The 16,017-nt window shown below is 65.2% G+C and carries 20 protein-coding genes; 8 read left to right on the top strand and 12 right to left on the bottom strand.

Annotated features, from left to right (window positions below; all coding sequences use genetic code 11):
* Positions 1-75: 75 nt before the first annotated feature.
* Complete coding sequence (locus IVB19_RS32120) at positions 76-1,053, bottom strand: Bug family tripartite tricarboxylate transporter substrate binding protein (protein ID WP_018453849.1); 978 nt, start codon at positions 1,051-1,053, stop codon at positions 76-78.
* Positions 1,054-1,150: 97 nt separating this feature from the next.
* Positions 1,151-2,086 carry a DMT family transporter gene (locus IVB19_RS32115; protein ID WP_007614154.1) on the bottom strand — a complete coding sequence of 312 codons (936 nt, stop codon included), beginning with the start codon at positions 2,084-2,086 and terminating at the stop codon, positions 1,151-1,153.
* A gap of 105 nt (positions 2,087-2,191) precedes the next feature.
* Between IVB19_RS32115 and IVB19_RS32110 the strand changes: the two genes are divergently transcribed.
* A complete protein-coding gene (locus IVB19_RS32110; protein WP_247820746.1) occupies positions 2,192-2,581 on the top strand; it encodes a DUF1330 domain-containing protein in 390 nt (129 codons plus the stop codon).
* Between the two features lie 17 nt (positions 2,582-2,598).
* On the opposite strand, the gene IVB19_RS32105 is transcribed toward IVB19_RS32110, so the two are convergent.
* The gene (locus IVB19_RS32105; protein WP_018453851.1) at positions 2,599-3,204 is read right to left on the bottom strand and encodes a TetR/AcrR family transcriptional regulator; all 606 of its coding nucleotides are present in this window, start codon (positions 3,202-3,204) and stop codon (positions 2,599-2,601) included.
* Positions 3,205-3,277: 73 nt separating this feature from the next.
* On the opposite strand from IVB19_RS32105, the gene IVB19_RS32100 reads away from it, so the two are divergent.
* Both IVB19_RS32100 and IVB19_RS32095 read left to right on the top strand, forming a co-directional pair.
* Complete coding sequence (locus tag IVB19_RS32100; protein WP_018453852.1) at positions 3,278-3,682, top strand: hypothetical protein; 405 nt, start codon at positions 3,278-3,280, stop codon at positions 3,680-3,682.
* An 86-nt stretch (positions 3,683-3,768) separates the two neighbouring features.
* Entirely contained in the window at positions 3,769-4,173 is a 405-nt protein-coding gene (locus IVB19_RS32095) for a VOC family protein (RefSeq protein WP_018453853.1), read from the top strand.
* A 28-nt stretch (positions 4,174-4,201) separates the two neighbouring features.
* Here the strand turns inward: IVB19_RS32095 and IVB19_RS32090 are convergent, their stop codons facing one another.
* Positions 4,202-5,134: a DMT family transporter gene (locus tag IVB19_RS32090; protein ID WP_085395142.1), complete on the bottom strand. Its 933-nt coding sequence runs from the start codon at positions 5,132-5,134 to the stop codon at positions 4,202-4,204.
* Positions 5,135-5,500: 366 nt separating this feature from the next.
* Here IVB19_RS32090 and IVB19_RS32085 point away from each other — a divergent pair, with 366 nt between their 5' ends.
* Both IVB19_RS32085 and IVB19_RS32080 read left to right on the top strand, forming a co-directional pair.
* On the top strand, positions 5,501-6,793 hold the full coding sequence (locus IVB19_RS32085) for an adenylosuccinate synthase (protein ID WP_018453855.1): 1,293 nt from the start codon (positions 5,501-5,503) through the stop codon (positions 6,791-6,793).
* A 37-nt stretch (positions 6,794-6,830) separates the two neighbouring features.
* The gene (locus IVB19_RS32080) at positions 6,831-8,456 is read left to right on the top strand and encodes a hypothetical protein (protein ID WP_085349173.1); all 1,626 of its coding nucleotides are present in this window, start codon (positions 6,831-6,833) and stop codon (positions 8,454-8,456) included.
* A gap of 156 nt (positions 8,457-8,612) precedes the next feature.
* On the opposite strand, the gene IVB19_RS32075 is transcribed toward IVB19_RS32080, so the two are convergent.
* The 3 genes from IVB19_RS32075 to IVB19_RS32065 form a co-directional block, all read right to left on the bottom strand.
* A complete protein-coding gene (locus tag IVB19_RS32075; protein ID WP_051112961.1) occupies positions 8,613-8,888 on the bottom strand; it encodes a hypothetical protein in 276 nt (91 codons plus the stop codon).
* A 260-nt stretch (positions 8,889-9,148) separates the two neighbouring features.
* On the bottom strand, positions 9,149-9,376 hold the full coding sequence (locus IVB19_RS32070; RefSeq protein ID WP_018453858.1) for a hypothetical protein: 228 nt from the start codon (positions 9,374-9,376) through the stop codon (positions 9,149-9,151).
* Positions 9,377-9,413: 37 nt separating this feature from the next.
* A complete protein-coding gene (locus tag IVB19_RS32065) occupies positions 9,414-9,659 on the bottom strand; it encodes a cysteine rich repeat-containing protein (RefSeq protein ID WP_085384905.1) in 246 nt (81 codons plus the stop codon).
* Positions 9,660-9,792: 133 nt separating this feature from the next.
* Here IVB19_RS32065 and IVB19_RS32060 point away from each other — a divergent pair, with 133 nt between their 5' ends.
* Positions 9,793-10,218 carry a DUF5413 family protein gene (locus tag IVB19_RS32060; RefSeq protein WP_085349175.1) on the top strand — a complete coding sequence of 142 codons (426 nt, stop codon included), beginning with the start codon at positions 9,793-9,795 and terminating at the stop codon, positions 10,216-10,218.
* A 61-nt stretch (positions 10,219-10,279) separates the two neighbouring features.
* Complete coding sequence (locus IVB19_RS32055; protein WP_247820745.1) at positions 10,280-10,837, top strand: DUF4112 domain-containing protein; 558 nt, start codon at positions 10,280-10,282, stop codon at positions 10,835-10,837.
* Positions 10,838-10,916: 79 nt separating this feature from the next.
* Here the strand turns inward: IVB19_RS32055 and IVB19_RS32050 are convergent, their stop codons facing one another.
* From IVB19_RS32050 to msrA, 4 genes are all read right to left on the bottom strand, one after another.
* Positions 10,917-11,210, bottom strand: a complete 294-nt coding sequence (locus IVB19_RS32050; RefSeq protein WP_007596188.1) for a hypothetical protein — start codon at positions 11,208-11,210, stop codon at positions 10,917-10,919.
* 211 nt (positions 11,211-11,421) lie between these two features.
* Positions 11,422-11,586, bottom strand: coding sequence for a DUF3309 family protein (locus IVB19_RS32045; RefSeq protein WP_083926348.1), 165 nt, complete (start codon positions 11,584-11,586; stop codon positions 11,422-11,424).
* Between the two features lie 108 nt (positions 11,587-11,694).
* Complete coding sequence (gene msrB, locus IVB19_RS32040) at positions 11,695-12,114, bottom strand: peptide-methionine (R)-S-oxide reductase MsrB (protein WP_247820744.1); 420 nt, start codon at positions 12,112-12,114, stop codon at positions 11,695-11,697.
* Between the two features lie 15 nt (positions 12,115-12,129).
* Positions 12,130-12,834, bottom strand: a complete 705-nt coding sequence (msrA, locus tag IVB19_RS32035) for a peptide-methionine (S)-S-oxide reductase MsrA (RefSeq protein ID WP_247820743.1) — start codon at positions 12,832-12,834, stop codon at positions 12,130-12,132.
* A 245-nt stretch (positions 12,835-13,079) separates the two neighbouring features.
* Between msrA and IVB19_RS32030 the strand changes: the two genes are divergently transcribed.
* Positions 13,080-14,777: a caspase family protein gene (locus IVB19_RS32030; RefSeq protein ID WP_247820742.1), complete on the top strand. Its 1,698-nt coding sequence runs from the start codon at positions 13,080-13,082 to the stop codon at positions 14,775-14,777.
* A 120-nt stretch (positions 14,778-14,897) separates the two neighbouring features.
* Here the strand turns inward: IVB19_RS32030 and IVB19_RS32025 are convergent, their stop codons facing one another.
* A complete protein-coding gene (locus IVB19_RS32025) occupies positions 14,898-16,013 on the bottom strand; it encodes an ATP-dependent DNA helicase (protein ID WP_247820741.1) in 1,116 nt (371 codons plus the stop codon).
* Positions 16,014-16,017 lie beyond the last annotated feature (4 nt).

Genomic DNA, 16,017 nt, shown 5'->3' with positions numbered 1-16,017 from the left:
GCTTTGATCGACGTGGATGGCCGGGACAAGCCCGGCCATGACGGAGAATGCCGAGCGCGCGGCTTTCGCGAGCCCCTACTGCTTCTCGATCCCTGCCTCGCGGATCAGCTTCTCCCACAACACCAGCTGTTCGTTCACGAACGTGCCGAGCTGCTCGGGCGTGCCCGAAAACGCGTCCATGCCGAGGGTGGCGAGCTGGGCCTTGATCTCCGGCTTCTCGACGATCTTCCGGATCTCGGCGTTGAGTCGCGTCACGATCTCCTTGGGCATGCCGGCGGGGCCAAAATAGCCCTGCCACGACGAGATGTCGAAGTCCGGCACGCCGGCCTCCTGCATCGAGGGCAGGTTCGGCACCAGCGACGAGCGGTCCTTCGTCGTGACGGCGAGCGCGCGTAGCGCGTTGCCCTGGACATGCGGCAGGCCGGTCAGGATGTCCACGAACATCATCGAGACGCGGCCGCCCATGACGTCGTTGAGCGCCGGCGGCGAGCTCTTGTAGGGCACGTGCAGGAGGTCGAGCCCGGCATTGTGTGCAAAGGTCGCCCCCGACACGATCGCCGAGGACGAGCCCGAGGCGTAGCTCAGCTTGCCCGGATTGGCCTTGCCGTAGGCGATGAGCTCGCCGACGGTCTTGGCCGGCACCTCCGGGTGGATCACCAGCATGAAGGGCAGGTCGCCGGTGCGCGCGATCGGGGTGAAGTCCTTGACCGGATCGTAGGTCAGGCTTTTGAGCAGATAGGGATTGGCCGAATGCGTGGTGTTGGTGGTCACCAGCAGCGTGTAGCCGTCGGGCGCGGCGCGCGCGACATAGGTGGCGGCGATCATGCCGTTGGCGCCCGCCTTGTTCTCGATGACGATGCCGACGCCGAGGGCCTGCGACAAATGCTGCGAGATCAGCCGCGTCGTGGTGTCGGTGCCGCTGCCGGCGGCGAACGGCAGCACCAGCGTGATGTTGCGGCTCGGATAATTGTCGGCCTGCGCAGCGGACGCGGCGGCGAGACAAAGGGCGCCCGTGCCGATGGCACGCAGGTTTCGGATCAACGCTGAAAGCATGTCTGGTCGTTCCCTCTTTTTTGGTTGGCGGGGAACCTAGCGTCTCCTCGTCGAAATCGGAAGGCGCGAGTTTGTCGCCTCGTCTCGCGTCGCGGAATTACTTCACCGCAGAACCCTGGCGCGAGGCGATCACGACGCCGGCGAGCACCAGCAGGTAGCCGATCAGGTGGAAGGGCTGAATCTTTTCGCCGAGCAGCAGGATCGCCATCGCCGAGCCGAACACCGGCACCAGATGGAAGAACGGCGCGGCGCGGTTCGGGCCGATCAGCGCCACGCCCCGGTTGAAGAAGAGATAGGCCAGCGTCGAGGGAAAGATCAGGATGTAGCCCAGCGTCGCCAGCGTCACCCCGTCGAGTTGCAGGACGCGACCACTCCAGGCCTCCCAGATCGCGGTCGGCAGCAGCATCGTCGCGCCGCAGCAGGTGGTGAAGGAGAGAAAGGAGAGTTGGTGGATCTTCGGTCGCCGCGGGATGAAGGCGGAGTAGATCCCGAACGCCACCAGCGAGGAGGCGAACATGATGTCGCCCCTGTTGAAGCTGATGCTCGCGAGCGCGGCGAGATCGCCGCGCAGGATGATGATCAGCACGCCGAGAAGCGAGATCCCGATGCCGGCGAGCTGCGCACCGGTCAGCCGCACGCCGAACAGCACCAGCGACCACAGCGCCACGAACAGCGGTCCGGCCGACTGGATCAGTAGCGCGTTCAGCGCTTCCGTGTACTGCATCGCCCAGTACGAGATCGCGTTGTTGAAGGCAAAGCCCACCAGCGACAGGAACAGCATCAGCGGCAGGCTCTTGCGCAGATTCGGCCAGTCCCGCTTCAGATGCGGCCACGCGAAGGGCAGGAGGATCAGGAATACGCCGAACCAGCGGATCGTGGTCACCGTCAGCGGCGGTACATGCGCGCCGACGTGGCGCGCGAGCACGATGTTGCCGGCCCAGAACAGCGAGCTCAGGCTGAGCAGCAGATAAGGCTGGTTGTTGAGCCAACTGGCCGGATTGGAGGCCGGTGGCGCGGGCGAAGCGATCGTCATTGGCGTTGCATACGAGCTTGCGCCGGATTTGCGTCGTGACACAAGTCATGCGACCGCAATGCTACAATGCAGGCATGACCAGAGGAGGCGGCATTGGCGGTTAATATGTTGAACATCGATGGCCTTGATCGGCTCGATCGGCATGCACCGGTGGTGATGTTGAACCTGATGCGCTTCCACGCGCACTCCGGCGACGGCGACGGTTCCGGCTGGGACGCCTATCTGCGCTACAGTGCGGTCACAGTGCCGATGATCAAGGCACGCGGCGGCACGCTGCTCTGGACCGGCGAGGCCAGGGCCGTCGCGCTCGGCCCGCAGCAGGGCAACGACTGGGATTTCGCGGCGCTGGTCTATTATCCCACCGTCACGGCTTTCATCGACATGATGACCTCGAAGGCCTACGAGACGGAGGCTGATCCGCACCGCGTCAACGCCTGCGCCGAGCACGTCATCTTTGCGACCAGCGAAGCGTACAGCAAGTTCAAGATGAAGTAGCGCCGCCTGCTGCCGGCTTACTTCAGCCCGTCCACAGCCGCGTGGCACGCCGTCTGCAGCAAGCGACAGACCTCCTCCGTCGACCGCTGCCGGCTCAGCGCTGCAAACGTCGGATAACTCGTCAGCACGAAGATCAAATCAACCGTGTCCCGCATGGCGCGCTTTGCCGCGTGCTTGCCCACGATCCGCGACAGCAGCGCGGTCAGCAATTCGCGCCGTCGCTCGTTACGCTCGATCAGCGCCTCGCCGAATTCCGGATCGGTCGCGATGGCCTGGTTGAGCCCACCGATGGCGGGATCGCGCCCCCAGAACGTACAGAAGATTTCGATGACGCGGTCGAGCGCGGCGCGCGGATCCGCCATCGTCATCACCTCGGCCAGTTCGAACAGTCCGCCCTGGTGCGCGATGTCGTCGAACACGGCCTCCAGCAATCCCCGCCGCGATCCGAACTGGTTGTAGACGGTCAATCGCGTGACGCCGGCCGCCTTGGCGACCACGTCGAGGGAGAAGTTCGCAATGCTCGCGTCCTCGCGTAGGAGTCGCGCGCCGGCCGCGATGATGCGCTCGCGCGTCGCCGCCGCCGCGGAAGCCCGCGCGGAGCTCACATAATTGCGCTTCGGCATCGCCTTGCCATTCTGTTGACGTATTGACTATACATGTAGTATATCTAATTTAGAAGCCGGTTCGGAGCTTGCCATGCAAACTGCCCTCGTGATCGCCTTGTCACTTCATGTGTTGTCGTCCGTGTTCTGGGCGGGATCAAGCTTTGCGCTGGCCCGCATCGGCGGAGTTGCCGGTGAGCAGCTGGTCTTTCCACAACTCGGCGCGGCCACGATTGCCATCCTGACCGGCGGCTATCTCGGCCATCTCGTTCATTCCCACAGCTTCGGCACGACCGAGCAGGTGCTCGCCGTCGGTGCTGTCTGTGCACTGATCGCGGCCGCTATTCAGGCTGTCATCGGTCCTCGTGCGCTCGCGGCCTTGCGTCGCGGCACCGGCAAGCCGGAGGACCTCCGTGCACGTATCGCCGCCGCCCAACGTGCGGCGGCCGGCCTGCTGGGCATGGCCGCGCTCTGCATGGGCGCCGCGCGCTACATTTGAATGCAGTCCAGGGAGGAGTGTTGAGAGCTCTCTGTTCCCAATGTCAGACCATAGCGCGGCTTCCAGCCGCTTTCGAAGGAAAAGCAATGTCCAAGATGATTCTGGTCAACCTGCCGGTACGCGATCTCGCCGCATCGACAGCGTTCTACGTAGCCCTGGGTGGCGCGGTGAATCCTCAATTCTCCGGAGCAAATTCGACGTCGCTCATGTTCACGGACGCGATCGGCGTGATGCTGCTGACCCACGACCGGTATCGTGAATTCACCAGCCGCGAGATCGGCGACGCGCGGCGCCACAGCCAGGCTATGTTCGCTCTCACGGTCGACGACCGCGATGCCGTCGATGCAACGCTGGCGCGCGCGGTGGCTGCGGGCGGTCGCGCCGATCCCAATCCGGCGCAGGATCTCGGCTTCATGTACAACCGACACATTGAAGACCCCGATGGCTATGTTTGGGAGATGGTGTGGATGAACCCGTCGACAAACGCTTGATCGCAGCCGATCGAACCGGGCCCCAAGCCTAGCTCGCCTGCTTCCGTGACGCCACGAACACGCCGGCCAGCACCAGCGCGAAGCCGATGAAGTGGAACGCCTGCGGGTGCTCGCCCAGAAACGCCATTGCCATGATCGAGCCGAACACCGGCACGACATGGAAGAACGGCGCGGCGCGGTTGGCGCCGATCAGGCGGACACCGCGATTGAAGCAGAGATAGGCGAGCGTCGAGGGGAATACCGCGACATAGAACAGGGTCAGGAGGTTCGGCCCGTCGAGCTTCATCACGGGACGCGCGGACAACTCCCACATCTCCAGCGGAATGAGACAGGCAGCACCGCAGCCGAACGTGAAGGCGAGGAACGACAGGCCGTGCATCGGGGGCCGCTTCAAGGTCAGCACCGAATAGAGCGCGAAGATGATCAGCGCGACGACAAAGATGAGGTCGCCCTTGTTGAAGTCGATGTTCGACAGCGTGGTGAAGTCGCCATGCAGCAGGATGATCAGCACGCCGCACATCGACAGCAGCACGCCGAAGGCCTGCGCTACGGTGAGGCGGACGCCGAGGATGGCGAGCGACCACAGCGCCACGACCAGCGGCGCGGCGGATTGCAAGAGGAGAGTGTTGAGCGCCTGCGTATGCTCCAGCGCCCAATATTGCAGCGTGTTGAAGGCGCCGATGCCGGTGATCGAGAGCGTGACCATCAGGCCGAGCCTGCCGCGGATCGCGGGCCAGTCCTGCGCAAGGTGTTTCCAGGCGAACGGCAGCACCAGCAGGAAGGCGAAGAACCAGCGCAGGAACGACAGCGTCACCGGCGGGATGTGACCGGCGGCGAGCCGGCCGACGATGGCATTGCCGGCCCAGCACAGCGCGGTGATGCTGAGCAGCAGATAAGGCTGGTTGGCGATCCAGTTGTGGCCGGACGTGGCGGCGCCGGTGGTCTCGTCGGTGGCGGACATTGGATTGTTGTGGCCCCGCGTCATGCGCCAAGCCTCCAGCCCGGTGGCCCCCGGGCCGGTTCAAACCCGGCCCCGTTCAAAGACACGGAAATCGAGGTTGCATCAACGGGGGCCGGATGCATCGCGACCATGCAGCGGCGGAAGCAGCCTCTCACGCTTTGGTCGAAGCATTGCACCCGCCGCGAAGGTTTCTGGATTTTCAGGGGATATCAAAGGCTTGGGATGCGCTCGCGGCCTCGAAAAAGTCCCGTTCTTGCTTGCCTAGAGGGGCTGCATCCTTTATCCGGTTGGCTGCCTCGCGTTCGAGCGGCCCCGGCCGTGATTGGGCTGGGCGCATCTGACAGATTGCATAGGGATTACCCGCGAATGGCCAATGTTGTCGTCGTCGGCGCCCAGTGGGGCGACGAAGGAAAGGGCAAGATCGTCGACTGGTTGTCGGAGCAGGCGGACATCGTCGTCCGTTTCCAGGGCGGCCACAACGCCGGCCACACGCTGGTGATCAACGGCAAGACCTACAAGCTGGCGCTGCTGCCCTCGGGCGTGCTGCGCGAGCAGAAGCTGTCGGTGATCGGCAACGGCGTTGTGTTCGATCCCGCCGCCTTCCTCGACGAGGTCACCAAGCTGCGGTCGCAGGGCGTCGCGGTCGGCCCGGACAATCTGCGGGTCGCCGAGAACGTCACCCTGATCCTGCCGCTGCACCGCGAACTCGACGCGCATCGCGAATCCGCCAATGCGGCGACCGCGATCGGCACCACCCGCCGTGGCATTGGCCCGGCCTACGAGGATAAGGTCGGCCGCCGCGCCATCCGCCTGATGGACCTCGCCGATCTCGACACCCTGCCGCACAAGATCGACCGGCTGCTGGCGCATCACAACGCATTGCGCCGCGGCCTCGGCCTGCCGGAGTTCGACGGCAAGGAGATCGTGAAGGAATTGACCGCGCTCGCGCCGCAGCTCTTGCCCTATGCCGAGACGGTGTGGCGGCTGCTCGACATCAAGCGGCGCGAGGGCAAGCGCATGTTGTTCGAAGGCGCGCAAGGCGCCCTGCTCGACGTCGATCACGGCACCTACCCTTACGTCACCTCGTCCAACACGGTGGCGGCGCAGGCGGCGACCGGCTCGGGCCTCGGCCCCGCCGCGGTCGGCTATGTGCTCGGCCTCTGCAAGGCCTATACGACCCGCGTCGGCCAGGGCCCGTTCCCGACCGAGCAGGACAACGAGACCGGCCGCAAGATCGGCGAGCGCGGCCGCGAGTTCGGCACCAATACCGGGCGGCCCCGCCGCTGCGGCTGGTTCGATGCGGTTCTGGTTCGCCAGGCGGTCCGGACCTGCGGCATCAACGGTCTGGCGCTGACCAAGCTCGACATCCTCGACGGCTTCGATTCGATCGAGGTCTGCACCGGCTACAGGCTGGACGGCAAGGAGATCGATCATTTCCCGGCGGGCGAGGGCGCCCAGGCCCGGGTCGAGCCGATCTACGAGACCATCGAGGGCTGGAAGGAGCCGACCGCCAATGCGCGGTCCTGGGCCCAGCTGCCGGCCCAGGCGATCAAATATGTCCGCCGGATCGAGGAATTGGTGGGGTGCCCGGTGGCGCTGCTTTCCACCAGCCCCGAACGCGAGGATACTATCCTGGTACAAAATCCGTTTGAGGCTTAACGATCTCTTACCGGGACGCGCGTATAATTGAGTAGAAATGGCTGATTACTACCCGCTGATCGCCCGCGCTATTGCCGCCCTGGACCCCAACGCTCCCGGCGAGAGCCGTCGCGCGCTCTACGAGCGGGCGCGCACGGCGCTGATCGCGCAACTGCGCAGCGTGCAGCCGCCGCTCTCCGAATCCGAGATCACCCGCGAGCGCCTCTCGCTGGAAGAGGCCGTCCGCAAGGTCGAATCAGAGGCGGCCCAGCGTGCCCGCGAGGCCTCGCGCCCCGGTGGCGGCGCCCGCAGCAGCGGCAGCGGCGACGCCTTCCGCCGTGCCAGCACCCGCGCCACCGAGGGCAACTCGCCCGCGCCGCAAACCGCTGCCCCGCCGCGCACCCGTCCGGCTCCGCCGCCGCCGCGGGCCGACCGGCCCTCCTTCAATGTCGATGACCAGGGCGACGCCCCGCGTGCGCCGCGGGCCCCGCGTTTCGACGCGCCGCGGCAGCCGGGTCCGCCGGCCCCGTCGTCGATGCCGGAGCCTCCGCCGGTCGGACGTGATCGCGCTGGTGGGCGCCGTCCGCCGGACATGGGACCGCCACCGCCGCTGCCGCCCGCACCGGGCGTGCGCGGCTTCCGCGACATCACGGCGGACGCCAACGAGCTCGGCGGCGCCGCCGCGCAGGCCAACCGCGCGGCGCGCCGCACCTACGCCAACGTGCCCTCGCCCTCGCCGGAATTCGACCGGCTCGAGCCGAGCCTGGAGAATCGCGGCGCCGGAGCCGACGCGCCGTATTCCTACGACGAATCGATCGAGGAAGCTGAGCGCTACGCGCCGCCGTCGCAGCCGCCGTCGCAACGTCCGCACATCCCCGTTCTCGACCGCGAACCCAAGAAGAAGCGCGCCCGCACCGGCCGCGCCTTTCCGTTCAAGAGCGCGATCGCCGTCGGCATCGTGCTGATCCTGGTCGGTGCCGGCATCCTGTGGGGCAAGCAGCTGGTCCAGACCGCGACCAACCTGTTGAAGTCTTCGCCGACGCAGGTGGTGGAGGCGCCCAAGGATTCGTCTCAGCCGCAGAGCAAGCCCAAGATTCCGGATCGCGTCGGCCAGCCCTCGGCCAGCGACCAGCCGGTCGCGCCGGTGGCGCAGAAAGTCGTGCTCTACGACGAGGATCCATCCGATCCGAAGGGCAAGCAATATGTCGGCTCGGTGGTGTGGCGGCTCGAGCCGATCAAGGCGTCGGGCAACCAGAAGGCCGACGTCGCCGTGCGCGCCGACATCGAGATCCCCGACCGCAAGTTCAAGATGACGATGTCGTTCCGCCGCAACACCGACTCCTCGCTGCCGGCGAGCCACACCGCGGAGCTGACCTTCGTCCTGCCGCCGGACTTTCCGGGCGGCGGCGTTTCCAACGTGCCGGGCATCCTGATGAAGTCGAACGAGCAGGCACGCGGCACGCCACTCGCAGGCCTCGCGGTCAAGGTCACCGACGGCTTCTTCCTGGTCGGCCTCTCCAACGTCGATGCCGACCGCAGCCGCAACGTCCAGCTGCTGAAGGAGCGCTCCTGGTTCGACGTGCCCCTGGTCTACGCCAACCAGCGCCGCGCCATCATCGCCATCGAGAAGGGCGCTCCCGGCGAGCGCGCCTTCAACGACGCCTTCGCGCAGTGGGGCGACTAGATCTCTACCCCGTGAGACCTTGGCCTGCATGGTTCGAGACGCCCGCCTTGGCGGGCTCCTCACCATGAGGGTTCGATATCTCGCCGCGAAACGAGACCTCATCCTGAGGGCCCGCCCCTTGGGCGGGCCCTCACGATGGCCGCAGATACGCTCTCTCTATTGCGCGGCTGCTTCCCGCTTGCGCGATCCTGTCGCGGCGGCATGCTCGCGGTCCATCACGGCGCGACAGCCCGGGCTGACCTGAGCCTTCTTCTGCACCATGCAGGCCCTGATCCGGGGAATGTCGGGGATCTCACTGGAGCACAGCCGCATCGCATCGCCCGAGCACATCTGCTGCGCTTCGGACGAGAACGCGAAGCTTGGCGATGTCGGGATTGCGATGGCGGTGGTGGCGAGGGCGAAGAGAGTTGCGATCGTCTGATTGCGTGTCATGCAGAATGCGTCCCCGAGTTCCGTGGGCTTGAGCCACTTGGTTTTGGGGCGCCGCACGCGGCTTGACCTGCCGCATGTCTCAGCCATCACGCCGGGACCTCAATCCCGCATGTGGTTGCTCGATCTCTGGTGATGTTCGAATCGAAAAGTGCTGCGCCGCCCGAGCCAAGTATGCGCCATTGTTGCGCGACCGCAATGGCAGGCAAAAAGGAATTCGCAATTGTTGCGCGCACGTCACGCACAACGCGACTCGCGTGCGATCAGATCAACCGATCGGAGGATACGCTCGCTTGTTCCACATCGCTTGCGCCAAGCGCTGCATGCTCTTCGACCGCCGTAACGCCCTTTGCCGTGAGCTCGAACAGATCTCCGTCCTTCATCACGTAACCGTCGGCGATCAGCTCGCCTATCTTGCCGTGCCGGTCGTCGGCAAAGGCGATGGATTGGCTGATGTCCCTGAGGATCGAGAGCTGTTCGTCGCGCAACATGGCTTCACTCTCCGTTCGCCGGGGATGGTTCCGGTCCTCACATGCCGTGGCTCTGAAAGACCTTGCTGCAAGACCGCGACAGTTTGGCCCGGTTGGCTTGCAGGCAGGCCTGCACCGCACCGTCATTGCCGAGGTCCTTGCGGCAGAAGCGCGAGGCGTCCCGCGAACAGGCCTGCTGCTCCTGCGGCGAACCCATATGGCCTTGTGCGAGAGCGGGCGCGTTCGACAGGCCGCTCACGGCCGTCAGTGCGATCGTCGCCAGGAAGAACAGTTTGCGGGACATCGGCGGCTCCAAATCTGACAGGTGAATTTCAAGTCCGTCGCTATGCCGCTTGTTCCCAGCGCAGAGCCCGCACCCCCCGCTATTCAAGGTTCCCGCGGCGCTGCTATAGTAAGGTGAAGGATGAGGGTGCCTGATGAAACGCTATCTCGTGTTTGCGCTGGTCGGCCCGTTCGTGGGCGGGTTCCTGCTGCTGCTGACGACGACCTATCAGTCCGGCTATTGGACCCAGACCAGTCTCGCTGAGGTCGGCAAGCTGTTCGCGGTGTTCTTCAAATCCTTGCAATACAGTTATCTGTTCGGCTTCCTGCCCTCGCTGATGATCGGTGCGGTCGACGATATCCTGGTCCACGTCCGCCGGATCGGCCCGGTGCTGCGGATGCTGCTGGTCGGCGTGTTCGCCTTCATCCTGGCCTCGCTGACCTACAGCTCGCGCGGGCCGGACTCGGGCGCGGTGCAGTTCATCCTGTACGGCCTCGTCGGGTTCGTGCCGGCGGTGATTTCATCCTGGCTCGTGCATAAATATGTCGCGGAGCCGCAGCCGGCGGCGGCACAGACTTGAGGGCGCGACCTTCAATCACGCCGCAGCAACCTCCGCCGCGCTGGCGCGTTCCCTACAGGCCATGACCATGTCCGATGACGATATTCTTGCTCCGCGTCGATCCCGTTCGGGAAGCCGCTCGGGTGCGGCCTATTCGGGCCCCGACGGGCGTGGGCCGATCATCGATCAGGACGGTCACGAGATCCGGCCCGAAACGCTGGGGCAGGGCTTTCGCGAATTTCGCTTCGAATTCGGGAAGGACAGTCCCTTCGCGGGCAACCCGTTTGGCAATCTGACGCGCGAGCAGCGGATCGCGCGGATCGAGGCGATCGCAAAGCTGCTCGATGTCGCTTTCGTGCTGCCCGGAACCAATATCCGCTATGGCATCGATGGGTTGATCGGGTTGATCCCCGTCGTCGGCGACATCATCACCACCGCGATCTCGCTCTGGCTGGTGCAAGAGGCGAGGGCGCTCGGGGCGCCCTGGTACATCACCGCGCGCATGCTCGGAAATGTCGCCCTCGACGGCGTCGTCGGCATCGTCCCGTTCGCGGGCGACGCATTCGACGTCATGTTCCGTGCCAACATGCGCAACGTGCGCCTGCTCCGCCGCTGGCTCGACAAGCAGCCTCGCATCTGACACGCCCCAAAACGCAAAAAGCGCGACGGCCTTTCGGTCCATCGCGCTTTCAGCGCACATCGGAGCGCGTGACGAAAACTTACGCCGCGTCGGCAGCGTCGGTGCTGGCTTCCACCGGCTTGCGGTGGCGGGGCAGCGGGAAGGCTTCGCTCTCATAAAGCGACCGGATGCCGTTCTGGTCGAAGCGCGCTTCCTCGACCTGGAGATAGGCGCCGTTCAGCGAATCCGTCGGCAACTGCTCCATCGCGAACTGGACGGCTTCGGCCGCGGTGCCGAACCGGCGATAGGTGAAGCCTGCACGCTTCTTCTTGCGGATCGCAGCGGGGAAGAGTTCGGCGGAAGTGTTGAAGTTGAACGGACGCAGTGGACGCATGGTCAAAGACCTCGTGATCTCTCTGGGGCTTTAAGCGCGTGGGGTTGGGACGGGCAGAGGCCACGATTGAGTGGGCGCCGCACATGTCATTTTCGTCCTCTAATATAGCCCGTTTTGACAAAATTGCGACCCCCGCGATGCGAGATGATGAATCCGCGCATGGCAGCTCCGCAGCCCGGGAAATTGCAGGAATATCAGCGACTTGAATGGTCTACAGCTTGCCAAGGAGCAGCAGCACGAGCAGCACCACCAGGACGAGGCCGCCGATCCCCATGCCGGAATGACCCATTCCGTAGCCGTAGCCGCCGAAGCGGCCCGACAGGCCGCCGACGAGATAAATGATCACCAGGATGATCAGGATGGTCCCAAGCGTCATGGCATCCTCCCTGGCGGCCGCCGCCACGCCATGGCCAGCCGCACCACCAGGGAAGAAAAGCACATCGCGGCGCCGGGTTCCATGACGGAACTCGGCGCCACGCAAGGTTTATTTGGGTTCGAGCTTCAGCGCGGCGGAATTGATGCAGTAACGCAAGCCCGTCGGCCCCGGGCCGTCGGGGAAGACATGGCCGAGATGACCGCTGCACTTGGCGCACAGCACCTCGGTGCGGATCATGCCGTGACTGACGTCCCGCTCCTCCTCGATATGGCCCTCGGCGGCGGGCTGGGTGAAGCTCGGCCAGCCGCAGCCGGAATCGAACTTCGCGTCGGAGTCGAACAGCACGTTGCCGCAGCCGGCGCAGGTGTAGGTGCCGGCGCGGTGGTCGTGCTCATATTCGCCGGAGAAGGGACGCTCGGTCGCCTTCTCGCGCAGCACCGCGAATTGCATCGGCGACAACTCGCTGCGCCATTGCTCTTCGCTCTTGATGACCTTGTCGTCCGTGGTTTTCGTCTTGGTGTCGGGCATGGGTCTCCCGTTTTTTCAGTTGGTGGCTTTGCTGGCGCTCACCAGCGTCGGCTTCTCGATATAGTTATCCGCGAACAGCTTTTTCAGGTTCTCGACCTTCGGAAGGTCGTTGTAGGCGATATAGGGCTGGTTCGGGTGCAGGGTCAGATAATCCTGGTGATAGGCCTCCGCCGGATAGAATGCCTCCAGCGCGCCGACCTTGGTCGCGATCGGCTTGCTGAAAACCTTGGCGCCGTTGAGCTGGGCGATATAGGCCTCGGCCACCTTCTTCTGTTCGTCGGACGTGGTGAAGATCGCCGAGCGATATTGCGGACCGGTGTCGGGGCCCTGCCGGTTGAGCTGGGTCGGGTCGTGCGCCACCGAGAAGTAGATCTGCAGGATCTTGCCGTAGGAGATCTTCTTGGGGTCGTATTTGATCTCGACGGATTCCGCGTGGCCGGTCCGGCCGCTCGAGACGGTCTGGTAGTCGGCCGTCGCCTTGGTGCCGCCGGCGTAGCCGGAGACCGCGTTGACGACGCCCGCGGTGTGCTGGAACACGCCCTGCACGCCCCAGAAGCAGCCGCCGGCGATCACGGCGGTCTGGATCCCGCCTGCGGGGGCCACATCAACGGCAGGAGCGGGGATCACGACCGCATCCTCTGCGGCCCGGGCCGGCGCGGCAAAGGCCAGCGTCAGGGCGGTGGTTGCGGCGAGCAGGGACAGGACGGCAGGTCGGCGCATGGCGATCCTCTTTCGGAAGGTCTGACAGTCTAGGGCGGTTGGGGCCGGGCGAACAGCCTGGCCGGCATTTTCGGACATTCGAGATACGGGCGGACCGGGCGATTGTTACGGCCGGAGGGACACGAGTCCGTGAAACGCGCCGCCTCCAGCGGCCCGGCTTGGCGACGACCGGAACTCCGCGCTAGATGAACCGGCGCGATCGGTGATCGACTTAAGAGAATCGTGGCTGGAGCTGACCTGACAACATGCTGCGCGTGGCATCCCTGACCCTCGTCGTCGTGCTCGCCATCCTGGCCGGCTGGAGCTCGCTCGCGGCGGCCGAACCGCAACCCGGCGACGACCTCGCCATTTGCCGCGACCGCCAGGCGGATGCACAGGCGAGGGCGCAGGCCTGCGACAAGCTGCTCAACGCCGACCGGCTCACCGGCAAGGACAAGGCCATCGCGCTCTCCGTGCGCGGTAACACACTGCTCAACAAGCGCGACTACGGCCACGCGATCGAGACCTTGTCCATGGCCGTCGACCTCGATCCCGACAACGTCGTCACGCTCAATTTGCGCGGCCTCGCCTATGAGCGGACGGGCCAGGACGATCATGCGATGGCGGACTACGACCTCGCGCTCCAGAAGCGCCCGACCTACGGTGTCCCCTACAACAACCGCGGCGTCATCCAGTTGCGCCGGGGTGCGCTGCAAAGCGCGCTCGACGATTTCAACCTGTCGATCAAATACGCGCCCAGGTTCCTGCTCGGCTACACCAACCGCGCCCGCGTGCGCACGCTGATGCAGGATTTTGACGGAGCGATTGCCGATTTCGCGGAGGCCGAGAAGATCGAACCGGCCGCGCAGCAGATCACCGGCAACCGCTGCATCACCTACGGCATGATGGGCAAGTTCGACCAGGCCTTCGCCGACTGCAACGGCCTAATCGAGAAGCAGCCGAAGAACACGTACGCGATCAACAATCGCGCCGACGTCAACATGTTGAAGGGCGATTTCGACGCCGCGCTGAAGGACTACAACACGGCCATCCAGATCAACCCGAACAACGTCCGGGCACATTCGGGTCGCGGCCAGATCTACGAGCGCAAGAAGGATCTCGCCCAGGCCCGTGCCGACTATCGTGCGGCGGCCTATTCGCTGACGAAGTTCGACGAGCTCGACGTCGCGCGTGCCCGCGCGATCGCGCAGGAGCGATTGGCCGCGCTGACCCCGCAGGCGCCGGCCGGATCAACGGGGCGCCGTGTGGCGCTTGTGATCGGAAACGGCGCCTACAAGAACGTCCACGCCTTGCCCAATCCGCCACGCGACTCGAAAATGATCGCAGCCGCGCTGCGCGATGTCGGATTCCAGACCGTGATATCCGTCAGCGACCTCACCCGCGACAAGTTCTTCGAAGCGTTGCAGACGTTTGCGGCCGAGGCGGAGAAGGCCGATTGGGCGGTGGTCTATTATGCCGGCCACGGGTTCGAGATCGGCGGCGTGAATTATCTCGTTCCCGTCGACGCCAAGCTTGTCGCCGACAGGGACGCCGAGACCCAGGCGGTCGCGCTGGAGCAGGTGATCGCGGCGGTGGGCGCTGCGCGAAAAGTGCGTCTGGTGATGCTGGACGCCTGCCGCGACAATCCGTTCGCGCCGACCATGCAGCGTACGCTGTCGCTCAAGCTGGTGGACAAGGGCTTTTCCAACATCGAGCCGGGCGCTGGCTTCATGGTGGTCTACGCCGCCAAGCACGGCGAGACCGCGATGGATGGCGACGGCGGTGCCGACAGCCCGTTCGCCACCGCGCTCGCTCGCGAGATCAAGATGCCGCGCGTCGAGATCCGAAAACTGTTCGACATCGTCCGTGACGACGTCTGGCTTGTGACCAAGCACGAGCAACAGCCGTTTTCCTACGGCTCGCCGCCGGGGCGCGAGGATTTTTATTTCGTCGCGGGGAAGTGAACCGCGATGCCGGTGCCGTAGGGTGGGCAAAGCGAAGCGTGCCCACCGTTTTTATTGCGTCTGTGGAGAGATGGTGGACACGCCGCTTTGCGCCTTTGCCCACCCTACAGCAGCGCAGCTTTAAACCACGATGCTCAGCCGCTTCGCCGCCCGCGTAATCCCAGTATACAGCCACCTCGCGCGGCTCTCCTGAAACGCAAAGCTCTCGTCGAACAGCACGACGTCGTCCCATTGCGAGCCCTGCGACTTGTGCACGGTCAGCACGTAGCCGTAGTCGAACTCGTCATAGGGCTTGCGCTGCTCCCAGGCGATCGCCTCGACGCCGCCCTCGAAGCAATCGGCACGCACCGAGACCTTGGTCACCTTGTGGCCGAGATCCTCGTCCGGCGACAGCCGCATGCTGAGAATGCTGGATTTCGAGCGCGAGGTGTTGCGCGACTTCACGCGCCATAGCCCGCCGTTGAACAGGCCCTTCTTGCGGTTGTTGCGCAGGCAGACCAGCTTGTCGCCGGCGACGGGGAAGACGTCCTCGATGTTCTGGCGCTGGCGCACCCGCATGTTGTACGCGCGCCGGGTGTTGTTGCGGCCGACCAGCACCTGGTCGGCGGCCATGACGCGATCAGGGTCGAGCTCCTTGCGCGACACCACCTCGCTCTCGCCGTAGCGGCCGATGTCGAGCTCGCGGCCCTCGCGGACCTCCATTGACATCCGCACGATCGGATCGTCCTGAGCCTGGCGGTGCACCTCGGTCAGCATCGCGTCCGGCTCGGTATTGGTGAAGAAGCCGCCGCCCTGGATCGGCGGCAACTGCGCGGGATCGCCTAGCACCAGCAGCGGGCAGTCGAACGACATCAGGTCGCGGCCCAGTTCGGCATCGACCATCGAGCATTCGTCGATCACGATCAGCTTGGCCTTGGAGGCCGGGGCGTCGTCCCACAGCTCGAAGCTGGGCTGCTCCTCACCGGATTCGCGGGTGCGGTAGATCAGCGAATGGATGGTGGAGGCCTCATCGCACCCCTTGTTGCGCATGACCAGCGCCGCCTTGCCGGTGAAGGCGGCGAACTTCACCTCGCCGTCGACGCCGTCGGCGATGTGCCGCGCCAGCGTGGTCTTGCCGGTGCCGGCATAGCCGAACAGGCGGAACACCGGCGGCGTGCCGTTGCGGCCGGGTTTGGCCTTGAGCCAGTCGCCAACGGCCTTGAGCGCGGCATCCTGATGCGGGGTGAATGTGGCCATGTCT

Origin of the sequence: Bradyrhizobium sp. 187 (assembly GCF_023101005.1) — a bacterium.
Classification (GTDB): Bacteria; Pseudomonadota; Alphaproteobacteria; order Rhizobiales; family Xanthobacteraceae; genus Bradyrhizobium; species Bradyrhizobium canariense_D.
This window is presented reverse-complemented; position numbering and strand designations above follow the sequence as displayed.